Source organism: Bacillus sp. sid0103 (assembly GCF_019219025.1).
In genome coordinates this window covers 22,066-37,512 of the sequence record NZ_JAHUWN010000032.1, presented here as the reverse complement: position 1 = coordinate 37,512, position 15,447 = coordinate 22,066, and the positions used below count along the sequence as shown (strand labels likewise).

Below are 15,447 nucleotides of genomic sequence, written 5' to 3'. Positions count from 1 at the left end.
TTATTTTTTACGACGACGTACGATGAATTTATCTGATTTGTTCTTCTTCTTACGAGTTTTGAATCCAAGAGTTGGTTTACCCCAAGGAGACATAGGTGATTTACGTCCGATTGGCGAACGTCCTTCACCACCACCGTGTGGGTGATCGTTAGGGTTCATTACAGATCCACGAACTGTTGGGCGTTTGCCTAACCAGCGAGAACGACCTGCTTTACCAATGTTGATTAATTCGTGTTGTTCATTACCTACTTGCCCGATTGTTGCACGGCATTCAGCAAGAATCATACGAACCTCACCAGAATTTAAACGTACTAATACGTATTTACCTTCTTTACCAAGTACTTGTGCGCTTGTTCCAGCAGAACGAACTAACTGGCCGCCTTTTCCTGGTTTTAATTCGATGTTGTGTACCACAGTACCAACAGGAATGTTTGCTAGTGGAAGTGCGTTACCCACTTTAATATCTGCCTCAGGGCCAGACATAACTTCCATGCCAACTACTAGGTTTTTAGGAGCTAAGATATAACGCTTTTCTCCATCCACGTAATTGATTAATGCGATATTAGCAGAACGGTTTGGATCGTACTCGATTGTAGCAACGCGTCCTGGAATGCCATCTTTGTTACGTTTAAAATCAATTAAACGATATTGACGCTTATGGCCGCCACCTTGATGACGAACAGTTAACTTACCTTGGTTATTACGGCCGCCTTTGCTCTTTAACGGAGCTAAAAGAGATTTTTCTGGAGTACTAGTTGTGATTTCTGCGAAATCAGAAGTAGTCATTCCACGACGACCATTGGAGGTAGGTTTGTACTTTTTAATCGCCATTTTATTTCCCTCCTCTTCTTGATAGGTTCTTATGCTTCAAAGAATTCGATTTCTTTGCTATCAGCAGTTAATTTTACAATTGCTTTACGACGTTTGTTTGTGTAACCACCGAATTTCCCCATGCGCTTGAATTTACCTTTGTAGTTCATGATGTTTACTTTTTCAACATCAACGCTAAAGATTTCTTCAATAGCATCTTTAACTTGAGTTTTGTTAGCTTTAACATCTACTTCAAAAGTATATTTTTTCTCAGCCATTAGGTCAGTTGAACGTTCAGTGATAACGGGGCGCTTAATGATATCGCGTGCATCCATTATGCAAGCACCTCCTCTACTTTTTCAACCGCTGCTTTAGTCATGATTAATTTATCATGATTAACAACATCTAATACGTTAATTCCGTCAGCAGTTACTACTGTAACTCCAGGAATGTTGCGAGCAGATAATGCTACATTTTCTTCAAGATCTGCAGTAACGATTAACGCTTTTTTATCAACAGATAGACCATTTAAAACAGTCTTGAATTCTTTTGTTTTCGGAGCATCGAAAGTTAAAAGATCTAACACTAAGATGTTCTCTTCTAATACTTTAGAAGAAAGTGCAGATTTGATTGCTAAACGACGAACCTTTTTTGGTAATTTATAAGCGTAGCTGCGTGGTGTTGGACCGAATACAGTACCACCTCCGCGCCATTGTGGAGAACGGATAGACCCTTGACGAGCACGTCCAGTTCCTTTTTGACGCCATGGCTTACGACCACCGCCGCGTACTTCAGAACGAATTTTAGTTTTATGAGTACCTTGACGTAATGAAGCTCTTTGCATAATGATTGCTTCAAATAATACGTGTTGGTTAGGCTCAATACCAAATACAGAATCATTAAGTTCGATATCGCCAACTTGTGATCCAGCTTGGTTTAATAATGCTACTTTAGGCATTCTTTTGTTCCTCCTTTCTTAAAGGGTGACTATGCTTTAATTGCACCTTTAATTTTTAATAAAGCTTTTTTAGGGCCTGGTACATTACCTTTGATTAAAAGTAAGTTACGTTCTGTATCAACCTTAACGATTTCAAGGTTTTGTACAGTGATTTGTTCTCCACCCATACGTCCTGGTAATAATTTACCTTTGAAAACGCGGTTTGGAGCAACAGGTCCCATTGAACCTGGACGACGGTGATAACGAGAACCGTGAGCCATTGGGCCGCGTGATTGTCCGTGGCGTTTGATAACACCTTGGAAACCTTTACCCTTTGAGATTCCTGTTACATCTACGATATCTCCAGCAGCGAAAATATCAACTTTGACTTCTTGACCAACTTCATAGCTTGCTAAGTCATCTCCGCGGAATTCGCGAACGAAGCGCTTAGGAGCAGTATTAGCTTTAGCAACATGGCCTTTTTCTGGTTTGTTAGCTAACTTTTCACGTTTGTCTTCAAAACCAACTTGAACAGCAACATAACCGTCACTTTCAACAGATTTCTTTTGAAGAACTACGTTTGGAGCTACCTCAACTACAGTTACAGGAATTAAGTTGCCGTTACTAGCAAATACTTGAGTCATACCAATCTTTCTTCCTAAGATTCCTTTGGTCATTAGTCACACCTCCTAAATTATTTATCATTTATTTTGATTAAAGTTTAATTTCAATATCAACACCAGATGGTAAATCTAAACGCATTAACGCATCAACTGTTTGTGGAGTTGGGTTAACGATGTCGATTAGACGCTTATGTGTCCGTTGTTCGAATTGCTCACGAGAATCTTTGTACTTATGGACCGCACGAAGAATTGTGTAAACAGTTTTTTCAGTTGGTAACGGAATTGGACCAGAAACTGCCGCACCAGAACGTTTTGCTGTTTCAACGATTTTTTCTGCAGATTGATCAAGAATTCTGTGATCATACGCTTTTAAACGGATACGAATTTTTTGTTTTGCCATTATTTTCCCTCCTTTATTCGCCTATTTTCTAAATAGACATTCTCAGTGAAAATTTCCCTCACACACTCGCCATGGCAAAGCGGCCGGGTGTGTCAGCAACCTTTCACATCATCGCAGTCAAAGACCAACATTGTCTATTATACATAAAACATAAAGCAAACGCAACACCTATCACGATTTTTTTTTATGTTTCTGTTTCGAACACTTTTCCTATTATAGCGGCTGATATATTCTTTTTCAACACTTATTATGAAACTCCAGAAATATCCTAATTTAAAAAGGGGCAGCAATCATTTTGGATTGCGCCATCTGCAACGGACTGATTTTATTTAATTATTACAACTCCTTATATATAGAAGAAACTCGGATTTAATTTATTTTAAACAACAAAAAAGCAGATGGATCGTCATCCATCTGCTTTCTTAATTATGATCATTGTCCAGCTCAGCAATGTTAATTGCTGTTGCGTTCAATTACTCAGTAATAGTTGTGATTGAACCTGAACCTACTGTACGTCCACCTTCACGAATTGAGAACTTAGTTCCTTCTTCGATCGCGATTGGAGCGATAAGTTCAACAGTCATTTCGATGTGGTCCCCAGGCATAACCATTTCAGTACCTTCTGGAAGCATACAAATACCAGTGATGTCAGAAGTACGGAAATAGAATTGTGGACGGTAGTTAGAGAAGAATGGAGTGTGACGTCCACCCTCTTCTTTTGATAATACGTAAACTTGTGCTTTGAACTTTGTGTGTGGAGTGATTGACTTTGGTTTAGCCAATACTTGACCACGTTCGATATCTTCACGTGCTACACCACGAAGAAGCGCACCGATGTTGTCTCCTGCTTCAGCGAAGTCAAGAAGCTTACGGAACATTTCTACACCTGTTACAGTAGTAGATTTTGGCTCTTCAGTGAAACCTACGATTTCAACTACGTCACCAACTTTAACTACACCACGCTCAACACGTCCTGTAGCAACAGTTCCACGGCCAGTGATTGAGAATACATCCTCAACAGGCATCATGAATGGCTTATCAGTGTCACGAGTTGGAGTTGGGATGAACTCATCAACAGCAGTCATAAGTTCAAAGATTTTTTCTTCCCAAGCAGCTTCGCCTTCTAATGCTTTAAGAGCAGAACCTTTGATAACTGGAGTGTCATCGCCAGGGAAATCGTATTCTGATAATAGATCACGAATTTCCATTTCTACTAATTCAAGAAGTTCTTCATCGTCAACCATATCACATTTGTTCATGAATACAACAAGGTAAGGTACGCCTACCTGACGAGAAAGAAGGATGTGCTCACGAGTTTGTGGCATTGGACCATCAGTTGCAGATACAACTAGAATACCGCCGTCCATTTGCGCAGCACCAGTGATCATGTTTTTAACATAGTCAGCGTGTCCTGGGCAGTCAACGTGTGCATAGTGACGAAGATCTGTTTCATACTCAACGTGTGCTGTAGAGATTGTGATACCACGTTCTTTTTCTTCTGGTGCACCATCGATTTGATCGTATGCACGAGCTTCTGCTTTACCAGATTTAGCAAGTACAGAAGTGATTGCAGCTGTTAAAGTTGTTTTACCATGGTCAACGTGTCCGATTGTACCAATGTTAACGTGTGGCTTTGAACGGTCGAATTTAGCTTTACCCATTAGGAAATCCTCCTCTAAATTATAAAAATTTAATTATAGTTTTTTATGTAAGCCGTGAATGAGGTTGTCCCAATCTCACGGCTTCCACTGCTTACAATAGTAGTTATACTTTATCAAAAGATGAAAATCAATTATTCACCTTTATTTTTTTTGATGATTTCTTCAGAAACTGATTTTGGTACTTCTTCATAGTGATCGAAGTGCATGGAGAATACTCCACGTCCTTGTGTACTAGAACGAAGTGCAGTTGCATAACCAAACATTTCTGAAAGTGGAACCATTGAACGAACAACCTGTGCATTACCACGCGCTTCCATACCTTCTACACGACCACGGCGAGCAGTGATTTGTCCCATGATATCTCCAAGATATTCTTCTGGGATTACTACTTCTACTCTCATCATCGGTTCAAGGATAACAGGACTACACTTAGAAGCAGCATTTTTAAGTGCCATAGATGCGGCAATTTTAAACGCCATTTCAGAGGAGTCAACATCATGGTATGATCCGTCAAATAGTCTTGCTTTAATATCAACTAGCGGATATCCAGCAAGAACACCACGTTGTAGAGCATCTTCAAGTCCAGCTTGAACTGGAGCGATGTATTCACGAGGAACAACACCACCGACAATACCGTTTTCAAATTCGAATCCTTTTCCTTCTTCGTTAGGTGAGAATTCAATCCAAACGTGACCGTATTGTCCACGACCACCAGATTGACGAGCGAATTTACCTTCAACTTGTGCAGAAGCACGGAAAGTTTCGCGGTAGGCAACCTGTGGAGCACCTACATTAGCTTCAACTTTAAATTCACGACGCATACGGTCAACAATGATATCTAGGTGAAGTTCACCCATACCAGCGATGATTACTTGTCCAGTTTCCTGGTCAGTATGTGCACGGAACGTCGGATCTTCTTCTTGAAGCTTTTGCAATGCAGTTGTCATTTTGTCTTGGTCTGCTTTTGATTTTGGTTCAACTGAAAGTTGGATTACTGGTTCAGGGAATTGCATAGACTCTAAGATAACAAGGTTTTTCTCATCACATAGAGTATCACCAGTAGTTGTATCTTTCAAACCTACAGCAGCAGCAATGTCACCAGCATAAACCTTAGAGATTTCTTGACGGCTATTTGCATGCATTTGAAGGATACGTCCGATACGTTCACGCTTGCCTTTTGTAGAGTTTTGAACATATGATCCAGACTCTAAAGTACCAGAATAAACGCGGAAGAACGTTAATTTACCAACATAAGGGTCAGTCATAACTTTAAATGCAAGAGCAGAGAATGGCTCTTCATCGCTAGAATGACGTTCAATGATTTCCTCTTCATCATCAATTGCATGACCTTTAATTGCAGGTACATCCAATGGTGATGGAAGGTAATCGATAACAGCATCCAACATTAGCTGAACACCTTTGTTTTTGAATGCTGATCCACAGATTACTGGGTAGAATTCTACATTAACAGTACCTTTACGAATCGCTGCTTTTAGCTCTTCTTTAGTGATTTCTTCTCCACCAAGGTATTTTTCCATTAATTCTTCATCTAACTCAGCTACTGCTTCTACTAACTTTTCACGATATTCTTCAGCTTGAGCACGGTATTCTTCAGGAATCTCACGTACTTCGATATCAGTACCTAAGTCATTCCCGTAAAATACTGCATTCATTTCCACAAGGTCAATGATTGCTTCAAACTCGTCTTCAGCACCGATAGGTAACTGAATTGGATGTGCATTCGCTTGAAGACGGTCATGGATTGTTCCTACAGAATATAAGAAGTCAGCTCCAATTTTGTCCATCTTGTTTACGAATACGACACGAGGTACACCGTAAGTAGTTGCTTGGCGCCAAACTGTTTCAGTTTGAGGCTCAACACCAGATTGTGCATCAAGTACTGCTACTGCACCATCAAGTACACGAAGGGAACGTTCAACTTCAACTGTGAAGTCTACGTGTCCTGGTGTATCGATGATGTTTACACGATGGCCATGCCATTGTGCTGTTGTTGCTGCGGAAGTGATTGTGATTCCGCGCTCTTGTTCTTGTTCCATCCAGTCCATCTGAGATGCACCTTCATGTGTTTCACCAATCTTGTGAATACGACCAGTGTAATAAAGGACACGCTCAGTGGTAGTCGTTTTACCGGCATCAATGTGAGCCATGATACCGATATTACGAGTGTTTGCTAAGGAGAACTCTCTTGCCATTGGGTCTTTCTCCTTCCTAGTTTGAAAGTTTTTATATTGAAGGTTAGATTACCAACGATAGTGAGCAAACGCTTTGTTTGCTTCAGCCATTTTGTGTGTATCTTCACGCTTTTTAACAGATGCACCAGTGTTGTTAGCTGCATCCATGATTTCATTAGCTAAACGCTCTTCCATTGTTTTCTCTCCACGGTTACGTGAATAGTTCACTAACCAACGAAGACCAAGAGTTGAACGGCGGTCAGGACGCACCTCAACTGGTACTTGGTAGTTCGCACCACCTACACGGCGAGCTCTTACTTCAAGTACAGGCATGATGTTCTTTAATGCTGCTTCGAAAACTTCCATTGGCTCTTTGCCAGTGCGTTCACGAATTAAATCAAATGCAGAATAAAGAATTGCTTGTGATTTTCCTCTTTTACCGTCAACCATCATTTTGTTGATTAAACGAGTAACTAATTTTGAATTGTAAAGTGGATCTGGTAACACGTCTCTCTTTGCTACAGGACCTTTACGTGGCATATTTTTTCCTCCTTTCAAAGAAGCTTCTATTTAAGTTGTTTTTATTTCTTAGCTGCTTTTGGTCTCTTAGTACCGTATTTAGAACGACCTTGCATACGGTTGTTAACACCAGCTGTATCAAGCGCTCCACGTACGATGTGATAACGTACCCCTGGTAAATCTTTTACACGTCCTCCACGAATAAGAACAACACTGTGCTCTTGAAGGTTGTGTCCGATACCAGGAATGTATGCAGTCACCTCGATACCATTTGTCAAACGTACACGAGCATATTTACGTAACGCTGAGTTTGGTTTCTTTGGAGTCATTGTACCAACACGAGTACATACACCGCGTTTTTGTGGTGAAGATACATTGGTTTGTGATTTTTTGAAGCTGTTATAACCTTTGTTAAGTGCTGGTGATTTTGACTTTTCCTCTTTAGATTGACGAGGTTTACGCACTAATTGGTTAATAGTAGGCATTTATGTTTCCTCCCTTCATTATTTGTAAGCCCACACATCCAGGTGGTTCATTTTTTTGCAAAAACAAAGTTTTTGCAGACATTCAATCTACAAAAACAGCTTTTAGCGGATAATTGCAACAGTTGAAGCACCAACTTCAATCCCACATGCTTTCCCGAGTTTTTTCATCGAGTCCACATAAAGGATAGGAATATTTATTTCAAGAGCTACATTAACTACTTTCGCTGTCAACTTTGGATCAGCGTCGCTAGCTATGACTAACTCTCTCACATTACCTTCTTTTAGTGCCTTTACTGCTTGTTTTGTTCCTATAACGAACTTTTGTGCCTGTAATACTTTTTCATAAGACATAGTTCATATCCTCCAAAGTATCAGGTGAATAGGAGCACCTTTGATATAGTAACATCTTAATTAATGAATGTCAACAACACATTTAATATTTTCTTAAAATAAGGAATCTGCTAGTTAGCAGATCCCTTATTTTAATTAATCAATTGTAACTGTTTCTTCGGAAGTTGTATCACGAAGTACAGGTTCTGCTTTGCGGTAGCGCTGCATGCCTGTTCCAGCTGGTACAAGCTTACCAATGATAACATTTTCTTTTAAGCCGAGTAATTCATCGCGCTTGCCTTTGATTGCAGCATCTGTAAGAACTCTTGTTGTTTCTTGGAATGATGCAGCAGATAGGAATGAATCAGTTTCAAGCGACGCTTTGGTAATACCAAGTAAGACTGGACGTCCTGTTGCAGGCATTTTTCCTGCTAACAATGCCCTTTCGTTTGCATCAGTAAACTGGTGAATATCCAGAAGTGTACCTGGAAGTACATCTGTTTCACCTGCATCACCAACACGTACTTTACGTAACATTTGACGAACCATTACCTCTACGTGCTTATCGCCAATTTCTACCCCTTGCATACGATAAACTTTTTGAACTTCACGTAATAAATACTCTTGGACAGATGTAACGTCTTTGACTCTAATTAATTCTTTCGGATCAATTGAACCTTCCGTTAACTCTTCTCCTCGTGCTACCTGGTCATTTATAGCCACTTTCAAGCGTGCAGTATATGGTGCATTGTATGTTCTCGATTCAACTTCACCTTGAACAACAATTTCATGCTGGCGGTCACGGCCCTCATTAATACCAACAACAACACCATCAATTTCAGAAATAACCGCTTGACCTTTAGGGTTACGGGCTTCAAAAATTTCCTGGATACGTGGTAAACCTTGTGTAATATCGTCTCCTGCAACCCCACCGGTGTGGAATGTACGCATGGTTAACTGTGTACCTGGCTCACCGATAGATTGGGCAGCGATAATACCAACTGCTTCGCCAACTTCAACTTCTTGACCTGTTGCCAGATTTCGACCATAGCATTTTTTACAAACACCATGACGAGTATTACATGTAAACGCAGAACGAATTTTAACAATCTCAATACCTGCATTCACAATCGTTTCTGCTAAATCTTCTGTAATCAAGCCGTTTTCTGGTACTAAAACTACACCTGTTTCAGGATGTTTGATCGACTTACGTGCATAGCGGCCAATTAGACGTTCGTCTAATCCCTCGATGATCTCAGTGCCGTCTTTTAAGGCACTAATTGTAAAGCCACGATCGGTTCCACAGTCGTCTTCACGAACAATGACATCCTGGGCAACGTCAACAAGTCGACGTGTTAAGTAACCTGAGTCAGCCGTCTTAAGGGCTGTATCGGCAAGACCTTTACGGGCACCGTGTGTCGAGATAAAGTACTCTAATACTGTTAACCCTTCACGGAAACTTGATTTAATTGGTAACTCAATGATACGTCCAGCCGGGTTGGCCATCAGACCACGCATACCAGCAAGCTGCGTAAAGTTTGAGGCGTTACCACGGGCTCCGGAATCACTCATCATAAAGATTGGATTCGATTTATTCAACGATTTCATTAGTTTTCCTTGAATGGTATCTTTTGCAGCACTCCAGATGGCAATTACGCGATCGTACCGCTCATCTTCAGTAATTAGACCACGTCTGAATTGCTTCATTACGCTATCTACTTTACCTTGTGCTTCGTGAAGAATTTCCTGCTTTTCAGGAAGTACGACAATGTCAGCTACACCAACAGTAAGACCTGCTTTTGTTGAGTGTTTAAAGCCTAAGTCCTTCATGCGGTCAAGCATTTTTGACGTTTCCGTAATCTTGAAACGTTTGAATACTTCAGCAATGACATTTCCAAGGATTTTCTTTTTAAACGGATCAATTAATGGCATCGATTGAATCTTCGCCTTAACGTCTTCGCCTTTTTCTACGAAATATTTTACTGGTGTTTCAACTTCTAAATTCTGTCTAGTTGGTTCATTAATGAAAGGGAATGATTTCGGCAGAATTTCATTAAATATAAGCTTACCAACCGTCGTGATTAATAACTTATTATTTTGTTCTTCTGTGAATGTTTCATTTCCTAATGAACCTGCATGGACAGCAACACGTGTATGCAAATGAACATAGCCATTTTGATAAGCAAGAATCGCTTCGCTCGTGTCTTTAAAAATCATACCCTCGCCGACTGCGCCTTCTCTTTCCAACGTTAAGTAATAGTTACCTAAAACCATGTCCTGGGAAGGAGTAACAACAGGCTTACCATCTTTAGGGTTTAAGATATTTTGTGCTGCAAGCATTAATAGTCTTGCTTCTGCTTGAGCCTCTGAAGAAAGCGGTACGTGAACCGCCATTTGGTCACCATCAAAATCGGCATTGTATGCTGTACATACAAGTGGATGCAAACGGATTGCCCTGCCTTCAACTAGCGTTGGCTCAAATGCCTGAATCCCTAGTCTATGAAGTGTAGGGGCACGGTTTAGTAACACTGGATGCTCTTTAATTACATCTTCGAGTACATCCCATACATCTGGAGATACTCTTTCAATTTTACGTTTAGCAGATTTAATGTTATGTGCTAACCCTTTTTCAACCAATTCCTTCATAACGAAAGGCTTAAATAGTTCTAATGCCATTTCTTTTGGAAGTCCGCATTGATACATCTTCAAGTTCGGTCCTACAACGATAACAGAACGGCCTGAATAGTCAACACGTTTTCCAAGTAAGTTTTGACGGAAACGACCTTGTTTCCCTTTTAACATATGAGATAGTGATTTTAACGGACGGTTACCCGGCCCTGTCACTGGACGTCCACGGCGGCCGTTGTCAATTAAGGCGTCGACAGCTTCTTGAAGCATCCGTTTTTCATTCTGAACAATAATGCTTGGTGCACCTAAATCTAATAAACGTTTTAAGCGGTTGTTACGGTTAATAACACGACGATAAAGATCGTTTAAGTCAGATGTAGCAAATCTTCCTCCATCCAATTGAACCATTGGACGAAGTTCTGGAGGGATAACTGGAAGAACATCAAGAATCATCCAAGATGGCTCATTTCCAGATCCACGGAATGCTTCTAACACTTCAAGGCGTTTGATCGCACGAGTACGACGCTGACCTTGTGCGCTTTTTAATTCTTCTTTTAATCCGTCTACTTCTTTGTCTAAATCAATATCGTAAAGAAGTTTTTTAATCGCTTCTGCACCCATGGCAGCTTGGAATTTGTTTCCGTACTTTTCACGATATGCGCGATATTCTTTTTCAGATAGCAACTGTTTCTTATCAAGAGCTGTGTCTCCTGATTCCGTTACTACGTAAGAAGCAAAGTAGATGATTTCTTCCAAAGCTCTTGGAGACATGTCTAATACAAGTCCCATCCGGCTTGGGATTCCTTTAAAGTACCAGATGTGTGAAACTGGCGCAGCAAGCTCAATATGCCCCATTCGTTCACGACGAACTTTTGCTCGTGTGACTTCTACACCACAGCGGTCACAAACGACACCTTTATAACGGACACGCTTATACTTTCCACAATGACATTCCCAATCCTTCGTTGGACCAAAAATTCGTTCACAGAATAAGCCGTCCTTTTCTGGCTTTAATGTACGATAGTTAATCGTTTCTGGTTTTTTGACTTCTCCGAAAGACCATGAACGGATTTTATCCGGTGAAGCAAGACCAATCTTCATAAACTCAAAATTATTAACATCTAGCAAGGGGCCTACCTCCCTTTTGATATCTCCAGGTTTTACCCTTATTGCCCAATAAAGCGGAAGCGCGCGGTTTCTGCACGCTGCAGCTAGGAAAACAAGTAAAGCGGGAGCGCAAAGTGCGCCCCAACTAATTTATATCATTACTCTTTTGAACCGACTTTTTCTGATTCAAATGCTTGTTCAGGAACAATGTTTAACGTGTCGACTTGTTGTAAGTCATCGTCATCTTCCGTATCGCGCATTTCAATCTCTTTTTCATCACCGGAAAGAATTTTTACATCCATACCTAGACTCTGAAGTTCTTTGATTAATACTTTAAATGATTCTGGAACACCTGGTTCCGGTACGTTTTCACCTTTAACAATCGCTTCATACGTTTTCACACGACCAACGACGTCATCTGATTTAACGGTAAGGATTTCTTGAAGTGTGTATGCAGCACCGTATGCTTCAAGTGCCCAAACCTCCATCTCACCAAAGCGCTGTCCGCCGAATTGAGCTTTACCGCCCAGCGGCTGCTGCGTTACTAATGAGTATGGTCCAGTTGAACGGGCATGGAGTTTATCATCAACCATGTGTGCAAGTTTAATCATATACATGACACCTACAGAGACACGGTTATCAAACGGTTCCCCAGAACGGCCATCATAAAGGACGGTTTTCGCATCACGAGACATACCTGCCTCTTCGATTGTTCCCCAAACATCTTCTTCACGCGCTCCATCAAATACAGGAGATGCAACATGAATGCCTAGGTAACGTGCTGCCATCCCAAGATGAAGTTCCAGCACCTGTCCAATATTCATCCGTGATGGTACCCCTAGTGGATTTAACATAATATCAACTGGTGTTCCATCTGGTAAATACGGCATATCTTCCTCAGGTAAAATCCTTGAGATAACCCCTTTGTTACCATGTCGTCCCGCCATTTTATCCCCTTCAGAAATCTTACGTTTCTGAACGATGTAGACGCGAACAAGTTGATTCACACCTGGTGGAAGTTCATCGCCATCTTCACGATTAAAGACTTTAACATCAAGGACAATCCCGCCGCCGCCATGTGGTACTCGAAGGGATGTATCACGAACTTCACGAGCTTTTTCACCAAAGATTGCATGTAAAAGACGTTCTTCTGCCGTTAATTCTGTAACCCCTTTTGGTGTTACTTTACCAACTAACAGGTCACCATCTTTAACTTCAGCACCAGTTCGAATGATACCGCGCTCATCCAAGTTACGAAGAGCATCTTCCCCGACGTTTGGAATATCACGTGTAATTTCTTCAGGCCCGAGTTTTGTATCACGGGATTCTGACTCATATTCTTCAATATGAATCGAAGTATATACATCGTCTTTTACAAGACGTTGATTCATAATAATCGCATCTTCATAGTTATAACCATCCCAAGTCATAAAGGCAACGAGGACGTTACGACCAAGAGCTAATTCTCCTAATTCCATTGATGGACCATCAGCAAGAATTTCTCCTTTGGTTACACGGTTACCCACTGCAACAATTGGACGTTGGTTATAACATGTTCCTTGGTTGGAACGGATGAATTTTAACATGCGGTATTTATCAAGATTTCCTTTAACCTCTTGACCATCCACCACATTTATACGACGTACCCATACCTCACGTGCTTCCACGTGTTCAACAATACCTTCGTGCTTACAGATAACCGCTGCACCTGAGTCTTTACCAGATACATATTCCATACCTGTTCCAACTCGTGGAGCTTCTGGCTGCATAAGTGGAACGGCTTGACGCTGCATGTTCGCACCCATTAGAGCACGGTTGGAGTCATCATTCTCAAGGAACGGAATACATGCTGTGGCTGCAGACACAACCTGCTTTGGCGATACATCCATATAGTCAATGCGTTCACGTTTAACAACGGTGTTTTCACCACGGAAACGAGCAACAACTTCCTCATCCAAGAAGGAACCGTCGTCATCTAAGCGAGAGTTCGCTTGGGCTACTACATAATTATCTTCTTCGTCAGCAGTTAAGTAATCGATACGAGCTGTTACCTTACCAGTTTCAGGGTCAACCCGACGATATGGTGTTTCGATAAATCCGAAGCGGTTAACTTTCGCGTATGATGATAGCGAGTTAATCAAACCGATGTTTGGACCCTCTGGTGTTTCAATTGGACACATACGGCCATAGTGGGAATAGTGAACGTCACGAACTTCCATCCCGGCACGTTCACGCGTTAAACCACCTGGTCCTAATGCAGAAAGACGACGCTTGTGCGTTAATTCAGCAAGCGGGTTGGTTTGGTCCATGAACTGTGATAATTGCGAGCTGCCAAAGAACTCTTTAATAGACGCAATCACTGGACGTATGTTAATTAATTGTTGCGGTGTAATCGTTGCTGTGTCCTGGATAGACATTCTTTCACGAACAACACGCTCCATACGGGATAACCCAATACGGAATTGATTCTGAAGCAATTCACCAACAGAACGAAGACGTCTGTTACCTAAGTGGTCGATATCATCTGTATCGCCAACTCCATGCAATAAATTGAAGAAGTAGCTAATCGATGCAATAATATCAGCCGGTGTAATATTTTTAATTGGTTCTGCCACATAGGCATTACCTAAGACATTAATTACTTTTTCACTTTCATCACCAGGAGCATAAATTTTAATGTCCTGAAGAATGATTTCCTCATCTACTACCCCGCCATAAGGATTAAAGGATTTGAAATTAGTATTCTTTTCAAGAGCAGGGATAATTCTATCAAGGTTTCTTCTATCAAGAATGGTGCCCTTTTCAGCAATAATTTCACCTGTTTCAGGATCCGCAAGGGATTCTGCTAAGCGTTGGTTAAATAAACGATTTTTAATATGAAGCTTTTTATTAATTTTATAACGGCCTACATTTGCAAGATCATAGCGCTTAGGGTCAAAGAATCGTGACACTAATAAGCTTTTTGCGTTTTCAACGGTAGGTGGTTCACCTGGACGCAGGCGCTCATAAATTTCTAAAAGGGCCTTTTCGACACCTTCCGTATTGTCTTTCTCAAGTGTATTACGGATGTATTCGTTATCTCCAATCAATTCAATGATTTCTTGATCAGAGCCGAAACCAAGTGCACGCAAAAGAACCGTAACGGGCAGTTTCCGAGTACGATCTATTCTCACATAAACGACATCTTTGGCGTCTGTTTCATATTCGAGCCAAGCGCCGCGGTTCGGAATGACGGTAGCTGAAAAGCCCCGCTTACCATTTTTATCGAACTTTCCACTATAGTAAACACTCGGAGAGCGCACTAATTGTGAAACAATAACACGTTCTGCCCCGTTAATGACAAACGTACCCGTTTCAGTCATTAGCGGGAAATCACCCATAAATACATCTTGATCTTTTACTTCGCCTGTTTCTTTGTTTACAAGACGTACTTTTACACGCAATGGAGCAGAATATGTAACGTCCCGTTCTTTTGATTCCTCTACTGAATACTTTGGATCGCCAAGACTGTAATCAATAAATTCTAGTGATAGGTTACCAGTAAAGTCCTCAATTGGTGAAATATCCTGGAACATTTCACGCAAACCCTCATCAAGAAACCATTGATAGGAAGAGGTTTGGATTTCAATAAGATTTGGTAATTCTAAAACTTCACTGATTCGTGCGTAACTTCTTCGTTGGCGGTGTCGTCCATACTGAACTAGTTGACCTGTCAACTGATTCACCCCTCAAATCAAGCGTTATTATTAAAATCT

General features: G+C 41.0%; 12 protein-coding genes. All 12 read right to left on the bottom strand.

Annotated features, from left to right (window positions below):
* On the bottom strand, positions 1-831 hold the full coding sequence (gene rplB / locus KW850_RS26765) for a 50S ribosomal protein L2 (protein WP_218350789.1): 831 nt from the start codon (positions 829-831) through the stop codon (positions 1-3).
* Between the two features lie 29 nt (positions 832-860).
* Complete coding sequence (rplW, locus tag KW850_RS26760; RefSeq protein WP_186328910.1) at positions 861-1,148, bottom strand: 50S ribosomal protein L23; 288 nt, start codon at positions 1,146-1,148, stop codon at positions 861-863.
* A complete protein-coding gene (gene rplD, locus KW850_RS26755) occupies positions 1,145-1,768 on the bottom strand; it encodes a 50S ribosomal protein L4 (protein WP_218350788.1) in 624 nt (207 codons plus the stop codon). The genes rplW and rplD overlap by 4 nt, the downstream gene beginning before the upstream one ends.
* Before the next feature lie 29 nt (positions 1,769-1,797).
* Complete coding sequence (gene rplC, locus KW850_RS26750; RefSeq protein ID WP_218350787.1) at positions 1,798-2,424, bottom strand: 50S ribosomal protein L3; 627 nt, start codon at positions 2,422-2,424, stop codon at positions 1,798-1,800.
* Positions 2,425-2,461: 37 nt separating this feature from the next.
* Positions 2,462-2,770: a 30S ribosomal protein S10 gene (rpsJ, locus tag KW850_RS26745; RefSeq protein ID WP_026565521.1), complete on the bottom strand. Its 309-nt coding sequence runs from the start codon at positions 2,768-2,770 to the stop codon at positions 2,462-2,464.
* A 473-nt stretch (positions 2,771-3,243) separates the two neighbouring features.
* On the bottom strand, positions 3,244-4,431 hold the full coding sequence (gene tuf, locus KW850_RS26740; RefSeq protein ID WP_218350786.1) for an elongation factor Tu: 1,188 nt from the start codon (positions 4,429-4,431) through the stop codon (positions 3,244-3,246).
* A 131-nt stretch (positions 4,432-4,562) separates the two neighbouring features.
* Entirely contained in the window at positions 4,563-6,644 is a 2,082-nt protein-coding gene (fusA, locus tag KW850_RS26735) for an elongation factor G (RefSeq protein WP_218350785.1), read from the bottom strand.
* 48 nt (positions 6,645-6,692) lie between these two features.
* The gene (gene rpsG / locus KW850_RS26730; RefSeq protein WP_218350784.1) at positions 6,693-7,163 is read right to left on the bottom strand and encodes a 30S ribosomal protein S7; all 471 of its coding nucleotides are present in this window, start codon (positions 7,161-7,163) and stop codon (positions 6,693-6,695) included.
* A gap of 41 nt (positions 7,164-7,204) precedes the next feature.
* On the bottom strand, positions 7,205-7,627 hold the full coding sequence (gene rpsL, locus KW850_RS26725) for a 30S ribosomal protein S12 (RefSeq protein WP_026565517.1): 423 nt from the start codon (positions 7,625-7,627) through the stop codon (positions 7,205-7,207).
* Positions 7,628-7,729: 102 nt separating this feature from the next.
* Positions 7,730-7,978 (bottom strand): 50S ribosomal protein L7ae-like protein, encoded by a 249-nt coding sequence (locus KW850_RS26720; protein WP_218350783.1) that lies wholly within the window; start codon positions 7,976-7,978, stop codon positions 7,730-7,732.
* A gap of 135 nt (positions 7,979-8,113) precedes the next feature.
* On the bottom strand, positions 8,114-11,713 hold the full coding sequence (rpoC, locus tag KW850_RS26715) for a DNA-directed RNA polymerase subunit beta' (protein ID WP_218350782.1): 3,600 nt from the start codon (positions 11,711-11,713) through the stop codon (positions 8,114-8,116).
* 137 nt (positions 11,714-11,850) lie between these two features.
* Entirely contained in the window at positions 11,851-15,408 is a 3,558-nt protein-coding gene (gene rpoB / locus KW850_RS26710) for a DNA-directed RNA polymerase subunit beta (protein WP_218350781.1), read from the bottom strand.
* Between the last annotated feature and the right edge of the window lie 39 nt (positions 15,409-15,447).